This window comes from Xanthomonas sp. GW (assembly GCF_014236815.1).
In the GTDB taxonomy this organism is placed as follows: Bacteria; Pseudomonadota; Gammaproteobacteria; order Xanthomonadales; family Xanthomonadaceae; genus Xanthomonas_A.
This window is the reverse complement of record NZ_CP051189.1, coordinates 4,712,181-4,729,505: the sequence shown is the minus strand read 5'-3', so window position 1 is coordinate 4,729,505 and position 17,325 is coordinate 4,712,181. Positions and strand designations below refer to the sequence as shown.

13 protein-coding genes are annotated in these 17,325 nt (G+C 69.8%); 8 read left to right on the top strand and 5 right to left on the bottom strand.

Annotated elements, in window-relative coordinates; genetic code table 11:
- The first annotated feature begins 118 nt into the window (after positions 1-118).
- On the top strand, positions 119-1,474 hold the full coding sequence (locus HEP73_RS20425; RefSeq protein WP_185821327.1) for an SLC13 family permease: 1,356 nt from the start codon (positions 119-121) through the stop codon (positions 1,472-1,474).
- Positions 1,475-1,627: 153 nt separating this feature from the next.
- Here the strand turns inward: HEP73_RS20425 and HEP73_RS20420 are convergent, their stop codons facing one another.
- Positions 1,628-2,368, bottom strand: coding sequence for a GntR family transcriptional regulator (locus HEP73_RS20420; protein ID WP_185821326.1), 741 nt, complete (start codon positions 2,366-2,368; stop codon positions 1,628-1,630).
- 94 nt (positions 2,369-2,462) lie between these two features.
- A complete protein-coding gene (locus tag HEP73_RS20415; protein WP_184412621.1) occupies positions 2,463-2,603 on the bottom strand; it encodes a hypothetical protein in 141 nt (46 codons plus the stop codon).
- A 145-nt stretch (positions 2,604-2,748) separates the two neighbouring features.
- Between HEP73_RS20415 and HEP73_RS20410 the strand changes: the two genes are divergently transcribed.
- Positions 2,749-3,351 (top strand): DUF4142 domain-containing protein, encoded by a 603-nt coding sequence (locus tag HEP73_RS20410; protein ID WP_185821325.1) that lies wholly within the window; start codon positions 2,749-2,751, stop codon positions 3,349-3,351.
- Between the two features lie 241 nt (positions 3,352-3,592).
- On the opposite strand, the gene HEP73_RS20405 is transcribed toward HEP73_RS20410, so the two are convergent.
- The gene (locus HEP73_RS20405) at positions 3,593-4,672 is read right to left on the bottom strand and encodes a pirin family protein (protein WP_255423578.1); all 1,080 of its coding nucleotides are present in this window, start codon (positions 4,670-4,672) and stop codon (positions 3,593-3,595) included.
- Between the two features lie 329 nt (positions 4,673-5,001).
- Here HEP73_RS20405 and HEP73_RS20400 point away from each other — a divergent pair, with 329 nt between their 5' ends.
- From HEP73_RS20400 to HEP73_RS20375, 6 genes are all read left to right on the top strand, one after another.
- Positions 5,002-5,517 carry an RNA polymerase sigma factor gene (locus HEP73_RS20400; RefSeq protein ID WP_053838954.1) on the top strand — a complete coding sequence of 172 codons (516 nt, stop codon included), beginning with the start codon at positions 5,002-5,004 and terminating at the stop codon, positions 5,515-5,517.
- Positions 5,510-6,592 carry a FecR family protein gene (locus HEP73_RS20395; RefSeq protein WP_185821323.1) on the top strand — a complete coding sequence of 361 codons (1,083 nt, stop codon included), beginning with the start codon at positions 5,510-5,512 and terminating at the stop codon, positions 6,590-6,592. Before HEP73_RS20400 ends, HEP73_RS20395 begins: the two co-directional genes overlap by 8 nt.
- 117 nt (positions 6,593-6,709) lie before the next feature.
- The gene (locus HEP73_RS20390) at positions 6,710-9,214 is read left to right on the top strand and encodes a TonB-dependent receptor domain-containing protein (RefSeq protein ID WP_185821322.1); all 2,505 of its coding nucleotides are present in this window, start codon (positions 6,710-6,712) and stop codon (positions 9,212-9,214) included.
- A gap of 9 nt (positions 9,215-9,223) precedes the next feature.
- On the top strand, positions 9,224-10,573 hold the full coding sequence (locus HEP73_RS20385) for a histidine-type phosphatase (RefSeq protein ID WP_458309635.1): 1,350 nt from the start codon (positions 9,224-9,226) through the stop codon (positions 10,571-10,573).
- 246 nt (positions 10,574-10,819) lie between these two features.
- Positions 10,820-11,851: an NAD(P)H-quinone oxidoreductase gene (locus HEP73_RS20380; RefSeq protein ID WP_185821321.1), complete on the top strand. Its 1,032-nt coding sequence runs from the start codon at positions 10,820-10,822 to the stop codon at positions 11,849-11,851.
- Positions 11,852-12,052: 201 nt separating this feature from the next.
- Positions 12,053-14,425, top strand: a complete 2,373-nt coding sequence (locus tag HEP73_RS20375; RefSeq protein ID WP_458309699.1) for a DUF3772 domain-containing protein — start codon at positions 12,053-12,055, stop codon at positions 14,423-14,425.
- 70 nt (positions 14,426-14,495) lie between these two features.
- Here HEP73_RS20375 and HEP73_RS20370 read toward each other — a convergent pair whose 3' ends face one another.
- Positions 14,496-15,158, bottom strand: coding sequence for a TIGR02466 family protein (locus HEP73_RS20370; protein WP_185821320.1), 663 nt, complete (start codon positions 15,156-15,158; stop codon positions 14,496-14,498).
- A gap of 456 nt (positions 15,159-15,614) precedes the next feature.
- Positions 15,615-17,306 carry an ABC1 kinase family protein gene (locus HEP73_RS20365; RefSeq protein ID WP_185821319.1) on the bottom strand — a complete coding sequence of 564 codons (1,692 nt, stop codon included), beginning with the start codon at positions 17,304-17,306 and terminating at the stop codon, positions 15,615-15,617.
- Positions 17,307-17,325: the final 19 nt, after the last annotated feature.

Here is a 17,325-nt window from a genome sequence, read left to right as displayed (position 1 = left end):
GCGGCGATGACAGCCGTCGCGCCGCTACGGCAGTGGGCAGTGGGCGATCGACCCAGGATGGCGGGTGGCCATTCGCGGCAGTGGTAGTGGTACGGATCCAGCAAGCTCGGGAGGGCGCATGAGTCCACAAATCGCGACGATCATCGGCTTGATCGTCATGTTCATCGTGGCCACGGCGTTGCCGGTCAACATGGGCGCGGTCGCGTTCGCGTTGGCCTTCATCATCGGTGGCGTCTGGGTCGGCATGGACGGGAAGGAGGTCTTGGCCGGGTTTCCCGGCGACCTGTTCCTGACCCTGGTCGGCATCACTTACCTGTTCGCGATCGCGCGCAACAACGGCACCATCGATCTATTGGTGCATTGGGCGGTACGCGCGGTACGCGGCAAGATCGTGGCGATCCCGTGGGTGATGTTCGTGGTCACCGCGGTGCTGACCGCGTTCGGCGCGCTCGGCCCTGCGGCGGTGGCGATCATCGGTCCAGTCGCGCTGCGCTTCGCCAAGCAGTACAGGATCAATCCGTTGCTGATGGGCCTGCTGGTGATCCACGGCGCGCAGGCCGGCGGCTTCTCGCCGATCAGCGTGTACGGCGGCATCACCAACAAGGTGGTGGAGAAGGCCGGGCTGGACGTGACCGAGATGGCGGTGTTCCTGACCAGTCTCGGCTTCAACTTCCTGATGGCACTGATCTGCTTCTTCGCCTTCGGCGGCCTGGCGCTGCTGCGGCGCGGACAGGCGCCGTCGCTGGCCACGGCCGAGTACGTGCCGGTGGGCGATCAGTCCTCGCACCGCCAGTTCGCGATCGAAGGCCATGGCGCGTTGCTGGCGGCCGGCGGCGGCACCTTGTCCACCGATCCGGCGGCGCTGGAGGCGGTGAGCCTGAACCGCGATCGCGTGCTGACCCTGTTCGGCCTGCTCGGCCTGGGCATTGCCTCGCTGATCTACAACCTCAACGTCGGCCTGGTGTCGATGACCGTGGCGGTGGTACTGGCGCTGCTGTCGCCGAAGGCGCAGAAGGGCGCGGTGGACGGCATCAGCTGGTCCACTGTGCTGCTGATCAGCGGCGTGGTCACCTACGTGGCGGTACTGCAGGAGAGCGGGGCGGTGGACTACATCGGCAACGGCGTGTCCGACATCGGCATCCCGCTGCTCGGCGCGCTGCTGGTGTGCTACGTCGGCGGCATCGTCTCCGCGTTCGCCTCGTCGGCGGCGGTGCTGGGCGCGACCATCCCGCTGGCGGTGCCGTTCCTGCTGCAGGGCCACCTCGGTGCGGCCGGGGTGATCTGCGCGCTGGCGATCTCCTCCACGGTGGTGGACGTGAGCCCGTTCTCGACCAACGGCGCGCTGGTGGTGGCCTCGGCCGCCCCGGACGAACGCGAGTCGCTGTACAAGCGCTTCCTGATCTACAGCGGCCTGGTGGTCCTGTTCGGCCCGCTGCTGGCGTGGCTGCTGCTGGTGGTGCCGGGGTGGCTTTGAAGCTGGGAATGGGGAAACGGGAATCGGGAATGGGGTGAAACAGTTCCCGCGAGCCGATGCGTTATTGGTTTCGTTGCTGCAGCGTCGGCCCTTCGGGGCCGATGCTTTTTTGCAGGAAGTTGAGTGGCGCCGATCGATCGCGCAGACCCGCTCCTACGATTCCCCATTCCCCATTCCCCATTCCCGGCCGTTAGGCAATGGAGCCGGCACATTCAACTTTCCTCCGGCGGCCACGTACATCGCCAGGGCGTTGCCCTGGCTTTGCAGGTGGCGGTTCATGGTGCGCTCGGCGCCTTCGGCGTCGCCGCGGCGGAAGCAGTCCATCAGTTCGCGGTGTTCGGACAGCGATTGCTGCATGCGTCCGGGCGCCAGCAGCTGGCGGCCGCGGTGCATCTTGAGGATGCGGTGCAGGTCGTGGGTGACGCGGATCAGCCACGGGTTGCCGGCGAATTCCTGCACCGATTCGTGGATCAGGTAGTTCTGCCGGTAGTACTCGGCCAGGTCGCCTTCGTCGGCGGCCTGCTCCATGCGCGCGTGCAGCGTTTCCAGCCGCGCCAGGCCGGCGGCGTCGACCTTGCGCACCGCTTCGTAGGCGCAGCGGCCTTCCAGCAGCGCCATCACCGGGAACAGCTCGTTGAGGTCTTCCAGGTTCAGTCGGGTCACGCGCGCGCCGCGGCCGGGTTCGATCTGCACCAGGCCTTCGGCCGCCAGCAGTTTCAGGCTTTCGCGCAGCGGGGTGCGGCTGATGCCCAGTTCGGCGACCAGCGCCGGTTCGTCGATCCACTCGCCCGGCGGCAGCACGTAGTCGTAGATCTTCTGCCGCAGCCGCTCGGCCACGTCTTCGTACAGCGCCACGCGCTTGCGCGGCGCGCGGGTGTCGGGTGCGAGGGTCATCGGCGGGTCGAAACGCTCTGGAGCCGGTGCTGGCGATGCGGCCATTCTAGCGGCCGGCGGGAAACGCCGCCGCGGCGTTTCCCGCCGGTACGCGCTATTTGCCTTTCTTCTTGTCCGGACGCTGCGACAGCGCCGAGGCGGCGGCGGTCTTGCTGTCCTTTCCGGTGCGTCCGTCCTTGAGTACCTTGGAGGCGGCCTTTCCCGCCTTGTCGCCGGTTTTCTCGTTGTTCGCCATGTGCGCTCTCCACGATGCCGCGGTTGCGGTAGACCACTGCATGCGCCCGCGCGCGTCAATGCCGCGTCACGAAAAAACCCGGCGATTCACGCGGGTTTGCGCGCTGCCTAGGCAAGGTAGCGGCTGACAAACCAGGAGCACCCCCATGACCCCGAGGCGCATCACGACCCGGCTTTCGATTCTTGCGGCGCTGGCCGCCGTGGCGCTGAGCGGCTGCGGCAAGCCGGGCGACCAGACCTCGCGCACCGCACCGGCGACCTCGCCGGCGCCGACCGCGGCTCCGGTCGGCGGCGAGAGCGGACGCGCGCCGATCGGCGGCGACGCCTCGGCCAAGGCGATGCTGCAGGTGCTGGAAGGCAATGCGGTGGCGCTGTCGCAGCAGGCGCTGTCGCGCAACGTCAGCGGCAGCGTCGCCGACTTCGCCCGCGAAGTGGTCGCCGCGCACCACGGCGCCGCAGCCGCGGACGCCGGCAAGGGCGGTCCCGGCGACGCGGAGAAGATCGCCGCGCAGGCGGCCAAGGGCAAGGCGCAGCTGCAGGCGCTGGACCAGGAGAAAGACGATTCGGCGTACATGAACGCCTACATGGCGACGATGGTGCGCAGCTATTCCGATGCGCTGGCGGTGATCGATGCCGAGCTGGTGCCGGCGGCGCAACAGGACGCGACCAAGCAGGAACTACAGCAGGCGCGCAAGCGCATCGCCGAGCAACTGGAGCGCGCGCAGGCGCTGGCGTCGGCGCGCTACTGAGGAGGTCTTGTTGCGTTGTCGTTGCTGTCTGTCGCGAACCGGCTGCGGTGCTTAGCGCGACGCAGTACATAGCCCCTCTCCCCTCGGGAGAGGGGTTGGGGTGAGGGTACGTCGCGAAGCGACTCGCGGAGTTTGGGTGCGCGAGGCTTCGCCCGTACCCTCATCCGGCCCTGCGGGCCACCTTCTCCCGAGGGGAGAAGGGACAGCTGCTAGCCCGCAGCCATTGGCCAGGGAGCGACCACTAGCCGTTCGCGATCTCCGCAGCTGCCGCTTGCAACGCCGGCCGCTCCTCGCGCCCATCCGGGTGTCGCGCGAAGTGGGTCGGATCGCTGCCATGCACCGGCGCTTCGTCTTTCCAAGGCCAGCCGCCGAATTGAGTGCGGCGGTAGTCGGCCATGGCCTGGGCGATCTCGGCCTGGGTGTTCATCACGAACGGGCCGTGTTGGGCGACCGGTTCGGCGATCGGGCGGCCCTGCAGCACCAGGAACTCGCTCGCCTCGCCATCGCCGTTGATCAGCTCGACTGCTTGGTCGGCGCGCAACTCGATGGCGGCGTGGCTGGTCACCTCGCGTCCGCCCACGGTCACCGCTGCGCCCTTGAAGAAGTACAGGCTGCGGCGCGTGCCGCGGCCTTGCGCGGCGGGCAGGGTCCAGCGCGCGCCGGGCGCCATGCGGATCGTCCAGATGGCCACGTCGGCATCGTCCTGCGAAGCCCACGAATCCGGTGGCGGCGCCAGCGGGCCGCCGGCCGTACCGGGTGCAGCATCGACGGGACCGATGCGACCCGCCACGCAGGCCACCTCGGTGCTGCGGCCGGCGTCGTCGGTGGCGCTGAAGCGCGGTAGGTTCTGCGCCCAGAACATGGTGAAGTGCGGCGCCACCATCTTGCTGCGCGCCGGCAGGTTGAGCCAGATCTGGAACAGCTCCAGCGGGTTGGGCGCAGCGGTGTCCAGCAGCGGGAACATCTCCGAATGGACGATGCCCGCGCCGGCCGTCAGCCATTGCACGTCGCCGGCGCCGAAGCGCGCCACCGCGCCGAGCGAGTCGGAATGGTCGATCAGGCCCTGGCGCACGATGGTCACGGTCTCGAAGCCGCGGTGCGGGTGGCCGGGAAAACCGGGGACCTCCTCGCCGTGGTACATGCTCCAGCCGTCCTTGCGGCTGAAGTCCTGGCCGATGGCGCGGCCTTGCAGCGACGCCGCCGGCCCCATCGCGCCGTTGCCGGCGGGGTAGGCGTCGTCGTGATAGACGCAGAACAGGAACGGGTCGATCGTTTCCCAGGGAAAGCCAAGCGGCTTGATCTGGACGACAGGGTCGGTCATGGAGAGATCCTTCATGCGAACGCCGCCCGAGATGGAGGCGGCAACGCTTCCGATATGGGGCGATGCCGATGGAACGGAAGGCCGCTCCGAAGGACATCCTGTCCCGCACGGGAAACGCTGTACGCGCCGCCGCCGCGTACAGGGCCATTGGGCAGGCAATGGCACCGGCCCCGCGCCTCCGCCGACCGAGCGACCGAGGCCGGCATCGGCGCGCAACTGAATGCCGGCTGGGGCGCAGCCGGTCCTCCGCGCACGCGCGGCCCGTGCGTCATCGGACTGTCATCCGTCGCGACCAGCATCGCAGGCCTTTCCGACCCTGCGAGCGCCTGGTGCGTCCCGAACCCTTGCCGGCCCTGTCGCGGCTGTTCCTGCAATGGCGGCCGTCGCTGAGCCGTTATTTCCTGCGCCGCCGCGCCGCGGCGTGGGACGCCGAGGACCTGGTGCAGGAAGTGTGGCTGCGCCTGCAGCGCAGCGAGGCGCACGCGCCGGAGATCGCCAATCCGGAAGCCTACCTGTTCACCATCGCCGCCAACCTGATGCGCGAGCACGCGCTGCTCAACCAGCGCAGCACGCAGCGCGACACCTGCCTGGACGAGGTGCTGGAGCGGCTGGCGGTGCCGTGCGAAGCGGATGCGCACGTGCACCGCGAGCAGCGCCGGCGGCGCCTGGCCGAACTGATGGCGCGGCTGCCGCCGAAATGCCGCGCGGCGATGGTGCTGCGCTACCGCGACGAACTCGGCTACCAGGACATCGCCGAGCAGTTGCAGATCTCCAGCCACATGGTCAAGAAATACATCATCAAGGGTCTGGCGGTGTGCCGGCAGGGCATGGCGCGCTATGCGTGAGTCGCCGATCGCCGCGGCGGCCGCGGCCTGGTATCTGGCGCAGCGCGAAGCGCCGCTGGCGCCGGTGCAGCAGGCCGAGTTCCTGGCCTGGCTGCGGCAATCGCCCACGCACGTGGCCGAATACCTGGGCATCGCGCACCTGCACCAGGACCTGCAGGCCGCGGCGCACTCGCAGCAGGCCAGCAGCGAACAGCTGTGCGCGCATGCGCGCCACAGCGGCGCGGTGGTGGTGCCGTTGCGGCCCGAGTTCGGCCGCGCGGCGCCACCGCGATCGCAAGCGGTGCCGGTGCCACGCAAGCGCAGCCGGCGCTGGGCCTTGGGCCTGGCCGCCGTCCTCGCGCTGTCGGCGATCGGCGTCGCCACGCAGCTAGCGGCGCCGAAGACGGTGCCGGCGACGGTCTACGCCGCCGGCACCGATGCCGGGCGCGAGGTGGCGCTGGCCGACGGCAGCGTGGTGCGCCTGGATCGCGGCAGCGCCATCGCGGTGCGCTACGGCGCGCAGCGCCGCGACATCGCGCTGCTGCGCGGCAAGGCGCTGTTCGACCTCGGCCACGATCCGGCGCGGCCGCTGCGGGTCAGCGTCGGCACGCTGGTGCTGCGCGATATCGGCACCGTGTTCGGCGTCGACCAGCACGACGGCGCCACCCGCGTCACCGTGCTGCAGGGACGCGTGCACGTGCTGCGCGGCGCGCATCCGTGGTGGCGGCGCAGCGCGCTGCCCAGCGAGGGCGCGCAGCTGGCGGACCTGGGCGGCGGCCAGCAGGCGCGGCTGGATGCGCGCGGCCGGTTGCTGGGAATGGACGCGCATGCCGACATCGCCGGCGCCACCGCCTGGCTGCCGGCACAGGTCGGCGTGCACGACCGCAGCGTGGGCGAGGTGGCGCGGCTGTTCAACGCCTACACCACGCAGCCGCTGCGCATCGCCGATCCGGCGCTGGCCGCGCGCCGCATCAGCGGCGTGTTCCACCTGCGCGATCCGGAAGCCTTCGTCGCTTACCTGGGCAGCCTGCCGAACGTGCAGGTGCACCGCGACGCGCAGGCGGTGACGATCCGCAGCGCGCCGGCGCCTATGTAAGAAAAAATTCATGCAATTACCGGTAGCCGCGCGGCGCTGTGCGGCACTCCTAGGTAGGCATGGCCGTCGCGCTGGATGCGCACGGCCGCCTTCCTCTCCCCTCCGGTAGCACGCCCCATGCGCAACACACTCGTTGTTTCCATCGCCCTGCTGCTCGGCAGCACTTCCTCGTTGCCGGCCTGGTCGGCCCCCGTCGCCGCCACCGCGCCGGCGATCGCGCCGATGCCGCTGGACCAGGCGCTGGAGATGTTCGCCCGCAACAGCGGCCTGCAACTGATGTACGACCCGGCCTTGGCGACCGGGCAACGCAGCAACGGCGCACCGGCTGGCCTGGCGCCGGCGCAGCAGCTGCAGAAACTGCTGGCCGGCACCGGCCTGGATTACCGCATGCCGACCCCGGGCACGGTCAGCATCGTGCGCGGCGCCCCGGTGCAACGCAGTGCCGCCGCTCCGCGTGCACCGCACGCCGCGGCCACGCCGGCCGCCGACCCGGGAGACCGCGACGACGGCCCGCGCGAACTGGCGCCGATCAACGTTACCGCCAACAGCGTCGATACGCTGGCACCCAGCGCCGCGCCGCTGGAGGCGAGCCAGCCGACCTCGGTGATCGACGAACGCTTCATCCGCGACGGCCTGCGCCTGAACGCGAACTACGACGACATCATCAAGTACGCGCCGAGCGTGGTCACCACCTCGCCGGAAGGCCCGGGCCTGGGCAAGAACGAAGGCATCAGCATCCGCGGCTTCCAGGACGGCCAGTTCAACATCACCTTCGACGGCATTCCGTTCGGCGACGCCAGCGACCTGCACCACACCACGTCCGCGTACTTCAACAACCACGTGCTCGGCCAGGCCGAGATCGACCGCGGCCCCGGCGGCGGCGCCACCATCGGCAACGCCACCTTCGGCGGCACCCTGGCGCTGCGCACGCGCAACCCCAGCGCGGTGGACGGCGTCACCGTGTACGCCACCGGCGGCAGCTGGGACACCTGGTCCACCGGGGTCAGCGCCGACGAGCACATCGGCAACACCCGCGTGTTCGCCGACCTGTCCAAGGAAGCCAGCGACACCTACCTGAAAGGCACCGACGACCGCCGCGAGCACGCTTTCGTCAAGACCGTCACCGAGCTGGGCGAGGCGACCACGCTGACCTTCGTCAGCAGCTACAACCAGGAGCACCAGAACACCGTGCAGGGCGCCACCCGCGCGCAGATCGAACAACACGGCTGGCGCTACGGCCTGGGCAACGATCCGACCCTGCAGAACTACACCGGCTACAACAGCGCCGCGTACTACTCCAGCTTCAGCTACCTGGGCCTGAGCACGCGCCTGGGCGACTGGGACCTCGACAACAAGGTCTACTACAACAGCTTCGACCATACCGCCGCCAAGAGCAGCATCCCCACCAGCGAGAGCGCGGCCGACAACGGCGTGACCTTCTACTCCAGCACCGGCAAGAAGCTGTCCAAGTCGGCCACCGACGTGCCCGGCAAGCTGTCGGACAACGATTTCCATGCCTTCGGCGACGTGCTGCGGCTGGCGCGCGACCTGGGTCCGGGCCAGTTGCAGACCGGCGTGTGGGTGGAGCGCAGTCTGGACGAACGCGAGCAGTTGCCTGTGGACATGACGACCGGCGCGGCCAGCGGCACCAAGTACGGCTATCTGTACAACTACCAGCTGCACGACCGCACCGACACGCTGCAGCCTTACGTGCAGTACGACTGGAAGCTGAGCGACACGCTGACCCTCAGCCCCGGCGTGCGCTATTCGCGGGTGGAGCGCGAGCTCGACGCGCAGCTCAACAAGAGCACCCCGCCGGCGCCGTCCTACACCAGCGCCAGCTACGACGCGACGCTGCCGTCGCTGAGCCTGCACGATGCCTTCAGCGACCACTGGAGCGGCTACCTGCAGGCCGCGCGCGGCTTCCTGGCGCCGCCGATCGACGTGATCGAACTCAACGGCGGGCGCGGCCTGCAGCCGGAGCTGACCAGCAACTACCAGCTCGGCACCAGCTACGCCGCGCGCGGACTGACCTTCGGCGCCGACGTCTACTACATCGACTTCAGCAACTACATCAGCCAGACCCTGGTCGCCACCGACAGCGGCACCGAGAGCGCCTACGTCAACGGCGGCGGCGCGGTGTACCGCGGCGCCGAGGCCGAAGCCACCTATGCGCTGACGCCGACGCTGAGCCTGTACGCCAACGCCAGCTACAACGAGGCGACCTACAAGCACAGCAGCACCCAGGTCGCCGGTACCCCGCACGTGACCGGCGCATTGGGCCTGCTGTACAACAGCGGCACCGGCTACTTCGGCTCGTTGATGGAAAAGGTGGTCGGCGCGCAGTACGGCGTGGACAACACCACGGACGCCAGCGGCGCGACCGTGTTCGGCAACGACCAGCGCCTGGGCGGCTACGCCAGCCTGGATGCGGCGCTGGGCTATCGCAGTACGCATGGCCCCTACGGCCTGAAGGGCTATTCGATCAGCATGGACGTCAACAACCTGCTCGATCGGCACGCCTTGATCGGCTACGCCGGTGCGCGCTCCTCCGACAACCAGCCGCTGTATTTCGGCCTGGCCGGACGCGGCGTGTTCCTCGATCTGTCGCTGAAGTTCTGAGGCCGGGGCATGCACCTCTCCATCGAAGCACCCAGGACCGCCACGCTTGCGCGGCGCCGCCTGCAGCGCGTGGCCGCGCTGTTGATGCTGGCCGCGGCGGCATTGCCGGCCGTGGCTGCGGCGCGCGCCGGCGCAGACGCGCCAGCGCAAGTGCGCCTGACCATCGTGGTGATGCGCCACGGCGTGCGCGCGCCGACCCAGGATCCGCAAGCGCTGGCCAGGTACGCGGCGCAGCCCTGGCCGCAATGGCCGGTGGCGCCGGGCATGCTCACCGCGCACGGCGCGGCGGGGATGCAGGCGCTGGGCGCGCGCTATCGGCAGCGCTGGCTGAAGGAGGGCGTGCTGGCGCCTGACTGTGGCCAGGCGCAGGTGGTGTTGATCGCCGACAGCACGCCGCGCAACCACGCCAGCGCCGCGGCCTTCGGTGAAGGCCTGCAGCCGGGCTGCCGCGCCCAGTACCTGGCGTTGCCGACCGCACAGAACAATCCGCTGTTCCACTACGCGGCCGGCAAGGACAAGCACGACGACAAGGACAACGACGCGGTGGTCGCGCCGCTGCATCCAGATGCGGCCACGCGGAAGCGGCTGCGCGAACTGCAGCAGGTCCTGTCCGGCTGCCGGGGCGCCGCCTGCGCCGCGCAAGCGCCTGGCCAGGACACGCCACGCCTGGACGATCCGCAGCGGCTGCACGATCCCGCGCAGGCGGCCAAGCTGCTGAAGACCGCCGGCAGCCTGGCCGAGAACCTGATGCTGGAATACGCGCAGGGCCTGCCGCTGCCGCAGGTGGCGTGGGGCCGCGCCGATGCGGCCGCCCTGCAACGCCTGATCGGGCTGCACAACGCCTCTTTCGACCACAGCAAGCGCGCCCTGCCGGCGGCGCGTGCCGGCGGCTCCAACCTGCTCGCGCACCTGCTGGCGACGCTGCAGGCCGCGGCCGGACAGACCCCGGCGGTGGCGCCGCTGGCACCGGCGCACACCCGCGCGCTGCTGTTGCTCGGCCACGACACCAACCTGGCGCATCTGGCCGGCCTGCTCGGCGTGCCCGGTCCGGTGCGCGGCCAGCCCGATGCCTATCCGCCCGGCGGCGCGCTGTTGCTGGACTTGGTGCGGCAGCGCGGCCGCGACTATCTGCAACTGCGCAGCGTGGTGCCGACCTTGCAGGCGCTGCGCGACAACCGTTTCGACGGCGACCAGCTGCGCGAGCGGCGCTGGCCACTGCCGGGTTGCGGTGGCCGACTGCGCTGTCCGTTGGCGGTCGCGTTGCCGGCGCTGCAGGCGCGGCTGGACGCGCAGCAGGTGCAGGCCGACGTGCCGGCGTTGAGCGCGTGGCCGGTGCAGGCCGCGGTGGCCGGCGACTAACGCAATCGTCTCGTCGCGTTGCGCCCCCTGTAGGAGCGGCTTCAGCCGCGACCGGGCCTCACCGGTAGCGTCCGGTCGCGGCTGAAGCCGCTCCTACACCGGCTCCACGGCGACCGTCCGATTTCCGAGGGGCTGTGTCTGGCACCCTGCGCGCGCCATCACGGATCGCAACGCGGCGAAGGCCGATCATGCGGTTCCCGCGCTGCGCGCCCGCGTGGCGTTGCGCCGTCTTTGAAGGTTCCCGCCATGTCGCCGATGTCCGCCGCTTCGCTCCCCGATTCGATGACCGCGATCGAGATCCGCCACCCCGGCGAGCCGGAGGTGCTGGTGCCGGTGCGCCTGCCGCTGCCGCATCCGGGCCGCGGCGAACTGCTGGTGCGGGTCGCCGCGGCCGGGGTCAATCGTCCCGACGTGATGCAGCGCCGCGGCAGCTACCCGCCGCCGCCCGGCGCGTCGCCGTTGCCGGGGCTGGAGTTCGCCGGCGAGGTGGTGGCGCTGGGCGAGGGCGTGGAGCGCTACCGGCTCGGCGATGCGGTGTGCGCGTTGGTCGCCGGCGGCGGCTATGCCGAATACGCCGTGGTGCACGAACGCAACGCATTGCCGGTGCCGGCACCGCTGAGCCTGGCCGAGGCTGCGGCGCTGCCGGAGACCTTCTTCACCGTGTGGGCCAACGTGTTCCAGCGCGGCCGCCTGCAGGCCGGCGAGACCATGCTGGTGCACGGCGGCACCTCCGGCATCGGCAGCGTCGCCACGCTGCTCGGCAACGCGTTCGGCGCACGCGTGATCAGCACCGTCGGCTCGGCCGACAAGCGCGCCGCCAGCCTGGCGCTGGGCGCGCAGGCGGCGATCCTGTACCGCGACGAGGACTTCGTCGCCGAGACCCTGCGCCTGACCGGCGGCCGCGGCGCCGACGTGATCGTGGACCTGCTCGGCGGCGACTACCTGCCGCGCAACTATCAGGCGGCGGCGCTGGACGGGCGCATCGTGCAGATCGGCATCCAGCAGGGCAAGGTCCGTGAGCTGGACCTGATGCCGCTGCTAGCCAAGCGCCTGACCCATACCGGCTCGACCCTGCGCGCGCGTTCGGTGATGGAGAAGGCGGCGATCGCGCGCGAGCTGGAGCAGCAGGTCTGGCCGCTGCTGGAACAGGGCCGGATCAAGCCGCAGATGGACCGCTGCTTCCCGCTGGCCGACGCGGCGCAGGCGCATGCGCGGATGGAATCCAGCGCGCATATCGGCAAGATCGTGTTGCTGACCCAGGCCGGGGCGGGGCAGTGAGACCCTGTCGCGGCTGAAGCCGCTCCTACAGAAAGCTCTGTGTAGGAGCGGCTTCAGCCGCGACAGAAGCCCACCGGCCGCACGCCGCTGGCCCTGTTCAAGCGCCACGCCGTATATTGCGCCGCACGCGCGGTGGTCCGCGCTTCCCTGCCGGTCCCCCGCGTGCGCCTGCCTTCCCGTTCCGCCCTGCTGCTGCCGTTGTTGCGCCGTTCGCTGTTGCTGCTGTTCCTGTGCCTGAGCGCGGCGGCGAGCGCGCAGCCGCAGGACGAGCCGCAGGCGCCCGACCCGCAGGCCTTGCTGAGCGGCGCCGAGCAGACCCTGCAGGATGCGCGGCGCAGCGTGGACAACGCCGACGACCAGGAGTCGCTGCGCAAGCTGATCGGGCAGGTAGCCGATGCGCAGCGCGATGCCGAGGCCGCGGTCGCGGCGCTGACCCCGCAACTGGCCCAGGTCGATGCGCGGCTGCAGCAGCTCGGCCCGGCCGCCGATGGCGAGGCGAAGGACATCGCCGCGCAGCGCAAGGATCTGGCCAAGCAGCGCGCGCCGCTGGATTCGGGAATCAAGCGCGGCAAGCTGCTGGCGGTGGAGGCCAAGCAGCTCGGCGAGGAAATCGAAAACGTGCAGGCCGAGCACTTCAGCCAGGAGCTGTCGCTGCGTTCGACCTCGCCATTGTCGCCGTCGCTGTGGCGGCAGATCGCCAGCGATTTCCCCGCCGACCGCGATCGCCTGCTCGCCCTGTACCAGCTGGGCGCAAAGGCGCTCGACGACGCCATCGCCGAAAACGGCAGCGGCGCGCTCGGCATCGGCCTGGCCATCGCGTTCGTGCTGCTGTTCCCGCTGCGCTACCTGCTGCGCTGGCTGGGCAAGCGTTACGCGGTGTCGCGCGCGCCGGGCAGCCGCCTGCGCCGCTCCGGCCTGGCGTTGTGGTTCCTGCTGCTGGGCACGCTGACCCCCGGCCTGGCCGCGCTGGTGCTGGCCGAGACCCTGCGCAGCATCGGCGCGGTGCCGACCGCGCTGGAGAGCGTGCTGCGCGGCTTCGTCGTGTACAGCTTCGCCGCCGCGTTCATGGGCTCGCTGGGCGCCAGCGTGCTGCTGCCGAACCAGCCGTCGTGGCGGCTGTTCCCGATCGACGACGCCACCGCGCGGCGCCTGCGCAAGTACACCTGGGCCACCGCGACGCTGGCCTGGGTCAGCAGCATGCTGCTGGTGATCAACCGCGCCAGCCACACCAGCGCGTCGGCCACGGTGGCCGCCGACGGCGTGATCGCGCTGGCCTACGCGGTGCTGATCCTGGCGATCCTGACCAGCCTGTCGCGGCTGCGCCGGCGCCAGTACGCCGAGGCCGCGGCGCAGGCGCTGGAAAACGGCCAGCCGCCGCCGCCGGGACAGCATGGCGGCGCGCTGGCGCTGGTCGGGGTGCTGGTGCGGGTGGTGGTGGTGGTGGCGCTGCTGGCCTCGCTGCTGGGCTATCTGTACCTGGGCCTGTTCATCACCCGGCAGATCATCTGGATCACCATGATCGTCGGCGCGATCCGCCTGCTGATGACCTTCGCCGACGATTTCGCGCTGTGGCTGTTCGCCAGCGAAGGCCGCATCGGTCGCGCCGCCAACGGCGCGTTCGGCGTGCGCCCCAGTCAACTGGAGCAGGCGGGGGTGCTGACCTCGGCGGTAGTGCGGGTGGCGCTGCTGCTGATCGGCCTGGGCGCGCTGCTGATGCCGTTCGGCACCAACGTGTCGACCTTCACCGACTGGTTCTCGCTGCTGTCGCAGGGCATCCCGATCGGCAAGAGCCACCTGTATCCGGGCGCCGTGCTGCGCGCGCTGCTGGTGCTGGGCCTGGGCATGCTGGCGATGCAGTACATCCATCGTTGGCTGACCGGGACCTACCTGCCGAAGACCGAACTGGACGACGGTTCGCGCAATTCGGTCAGCACGGTGGCCCGCTATGTCGGCATCCTGCTGGCCGCGTTGTGCGCGCTGGCGGCGTCGGGGATCGAGGTGGCGCAGATCGCGCTGGTGGTCAGCGCGCTGTCGGTGGGCATCGGCTTCGGCCTGCAGTCGATCATCCAGAACTTCGTGTCCGGGCTGATCCTGCTGGCCGAGCGCCCGGTCAAGATCGGCGACTGGGTCAAGATCGGCGACCAGGAAGGCGACGTGCGCAAGATCAGCGTGCGTTCCACCGAGATCCAGGTCGGCGACCGTTCCACGCTGATCGTGCCCAACTCCGAGCTGATCACCAAGACCCTGCGCAACATGACCCTGGCCGGGCCGCTGGGCCGGGTGCAGATCCAGTTCGCGGTGTCGCTGGGCACCGACATGGCCAAGCTGCGCGCGCTGCTGCTGGAACTCTACGCGGCGCATCCGGGCGTGCTGGAGGATCCGGCGCCGTCAGTGTTCATCGACTCCATCGCCAGCGGCCACGTCACCCTCAACAGCTTCGCCTACGTCGGCAACCCGCGGCTGGTCTACGGCATCCGCAGCGATCTGTTCTTCAGCCTGCTGCAGCGCCTGGCCGATGAGGGCATCGCGCTGGAATCGCCGCAGGAAGTGCGGCTGCTGCGCAAGGAGCCGTGAGCGCGGGCGGCGGCTTTTTTAGGCGTGCGCGGGTCCGATGCGCCGCCCGGCCGGGAACGGCTGCGTTCGCTCAGATGCTGAAGTTGAACGCGACCGAGATGCGCGGCCGCGAACCGGTAAATACGCTGACCGAGTGCAGAAGCCAGGCAGGGAACATGACCAGGGTGCCGCTCTCGGGAGCGATGGAGGTGGTCAATCCCGCGCTCAGGCAGCCTGCGATGCGGATCTTGAGTTCCGGATTGTAGAGAGAAGGCATGACCCCTCTCGGGTCGAGAAACTGGAGTTCTCCGCCAACTTCCTGGCCATCGTCGCGACCGTCGTCCACCCAGTAGACGCCCGACCAGAAGGCGCCGGGATGCGCGTGTTGCGCGTTCGAATCCCCGGCATTGTTGACGTTTGCCCAGGCATTGATCTTCCACTCGAACTCGGGCACGACCAATCCATGCTCCGGATGGTAGACGGCGGTCAACGCGTAGGCCAGTTCTCTGGCGTACGCGGTCAGCGCCATGGCGCCTTCGCCGCCCCACGCGTTGAAATCCGCACTGGACTGCCATCCCCCCGAATTGCTGTGGCGCACGCCGGCCGGGTTTTCGGCCCTGTTCCGATCGATTTCTTCTTTCAGCACCGCATTGAGACGTTCGGCCGCCGGGTGCGCGATGTGAGCGACGGGGGTGGCAAACAACCGGTGTATCTCGATCTGCTCGGGGACAACGAGTTTCGAATGAAGTGACATGTTCGAAGTTTCTGGTATCTGCTGGCCGTTTTTCGCTACGTGAGCCTTGCGGTGTTGCTGGCGCTTCCTCGCATGGCATGGGGAACCTCGTTTTCCCCATCGCTCGTGCATAGGCCGCTTCACTGCTTCGTCCACGAGCGTTGATCTGCTGCCCATTGATTCACGCGAAGCCGTAACGGTCGTCGCGATCTAAACCGTTCCGGCAGCAATGCGCCGGGCTCAGTCTAGCGGCATCGTTCCGGTGGCGTGTGTCACATCCAGCCTCGCGCAGATCGCGCCACGCTTGCCGCACGGATGCGGCAAAAAAGAAGAGCGAACGGCGTGCCCATGCCGGGCCAGGATGCGGCCGTCCACCGCCGCCGCGGCTCGACCCGCCCGTCTCAGGCGATAGCCGCACCGCACCGGCTGGCGACCCGACAAGCCCGGCATGGCCTGGCCGGGCATCGGCGCCGGGCCCTAGCGCCGCCCGCGCTCCTCGCGGGCGTGCGCGCGCCGGTCGAACAGCACCGCGCTGGCGACGATGCCCAGGCCCAGCGCCACGCCGAGCAGGAACAGCACCATCGCGATGGCCGGATAGCCGAACAGCTTGGCGCCGGTGTCGATGCGCATCATCTGCGTGGAGGCCAGGATCAGCGCGGCGGTGACGATGCCGGCGGCGACGCGGTTGGCGATCTTCTGCAGGCTTTCCATCAGCCGCGATTCCTCCAGCCCGGCCACGCGCACCTGCAGGCGGTTCTCCGCAGCCAGGGTCAGGATGTCCGACAGCTTGCGCGGGCCTTCGCGCAGCAGCGCCTGCATTTCCATCGCCTCGCTGGCCAGGTTGGCCGCCGACAGCGATTTCTTCAGCCGCGCGCGCATCACGTGCTGCAACTGGTCCTCGACCACGCTGCGCGTGTCCAGGCCCGGCGACAGCGTGCGGCACACCGCCTCCAGGTTCAGCAGGGTCTTGCCGAGCAGGCTCAGTTCCGGCGGCGTGCGCAGCCCGTAGGCGGTGGCGATGCGCACCAGGTCCAGCACCACGCGGCCTTCGGAGGTGGCGTCGTGCGCGGCGTAGCGCGCGATCATCTGCCCGGTCTCGCGCTGGTAGTGATCCTCGTCGAAATCTTCCAGCCGCGTGCTCAGCGCGATGGTTTCCTCGGCCACTTCCTCGCCGCGGCCATCCACCGCGGCGAACAGCAGCTTGAGCAGGCGCTCGCGCAACTTCGGCGGCACGTGCGCGACCATGCCCAGGTCGAAGATCGCCAGGCGCCCGTCGCTCAGCACGCGCAGGTTGCCCGGGTGCGGATCGGCATGGATCTCGCCGTGCACGAACATCTGGTCCAGGTAGCCGCGCACCAGCGCCGCGGCCAGGTCGTCCATCGGCTGCTCGGTGCGGCGCAGCCCGGAGATCTTGTCCACGCGCACGCCTTCGGCCAGCTGCATGGTCAGCACCTTGCGGCTGCTCAGGTCCCAGATCGGCTGCGGCACCCACAGCTGCGGGAACGGCTTGAGGTGGTCGCCGAAGCGCGCCAGATTCTCCGCTTCGGCTTCGTAGTTCAGCTCGGCCAGCAGCGCCTTGCCGAACTCGGCCAGCCAGTCGGCGAAGCGGATGCGCCGGCCCAGCCCGGTCAGCTTGTCGGCGGCGCTGGCGAAGCTCTTCAGCACCTCCAGGTCCGAGCGCACCTGCGCGGCCACCTCGGGCTTCTGCACCTTGATCGCCACCGGCGTACCGTCGCGCAGCGCGGCGCGGTGCACCTGCGCCAGCGAGGCGGTGCCCAGCGGCGTGTCGTCGAACGCGGAGAAGGCCTTGTTGACCGCCACGCCGAGTTCGGCCTCGACGATCTCGCGGATGCGTTCCACCGGGATCGGCGCGGTGTTTTCCTGCATCCGTTCCAGCGCGGTGGCGAATTCCGGCGGCACCACGTCCGGGCGCGTGGACAGCATCTGCCCGAGCTTGACGAAGGTCGGGCCCAGCGCTTCAAGGTCGGTGACGAACTGCTCGGGCGTGCCTTCCGGCGGCAACTCGTGCACGCCGTCGGCGCTTTCCATGTCCATGCCGGAGAACACCCCGGAGCTGCGGTAGCGCAGCAGCAGGCGCAGGATCTGGGTGCGGCGGCTGAGGCCGCCGACTACCTGGGTGGTCTCCGCAGCGTCGGGCGTCGCGCTCAAGGTCAGGCTCCAGATAGGC

Excerpts from the sequence above, each read along its gene's own strand:
- HEP73_RS20425 (WP_185821327.1), top strand. The coding sequence starts at position 119 with ATGAGTCCACAAATCGCGACGATCATCGGCTTGATCGTCATGTTCATC.
- HEP73_RS20420 (WP_185821326.1), bottom strand. The coding sequence starts at position 2,368 with ATGACCCTCGCACCCGACACCCGCGCGCCGCGCAAGCGCGTGGCGCTG.
- HEP73_RS20415 (WP_184412621.1), bottom strand. The coding sequence starts at position 2,603 with ATGGCGAACAACGAGAAAACCGGCGACAAGGCGGGAAAGGCCGCCTCC.
- HEP73_RS20410 (WP_185821325.1), top strand. The coding sequence starts at position 2,749 with ATGACCCCGAGGCGCATCACGACCCGGCTTTCGATTCTTGCGGCGCTG.
- HEP73_RS20405 (WP_255423578.1), bottom strand. The coding sequence starts at position 4,672 with ATGACCGACCCTGTCGTCCAGATCAAGCCGCTTGGCTTTCCCTGGGAA.
- HEP73_RS20395 (WP_185821323.1), top strand. The coding sequence starts at position 5,510 with ATGCGTGAGTCGCCGATCGCCGCGGCGGCCGCGGCCTGGTATCTGGCG.
- HEP73_RS20390 (WP_185821322.1), top strand. The coding sequence starts at position 6,710 with ATGCGCAACACACTCGTTGTTTCCATCGCCCTGCTGCTCGGCAGCACT.
- HEP73_RS20385 (WP_458309635.1), top strand. The coding sequence starts at position 9,224 with ATGCACCTCTCCATCGAAGCACCCAGGACCGCCACGCTTGCGCGGCGC.
- HEP73_RS20380 (WP_185821321.1), top strand. The coding sequence starts at position 10,820 with ATGTCGCCGATGTCCGCCGCTTCGCTCCCCGATTCGATGACCGCGATC.
- HEP73_RS20370 (WP_185821320.1), bottom strand. The coding sequence starts at position 15,158 with ATGTCACTTCATTCGAAACTCGTTGTCCCCGAGCAGATCGAGATACAC.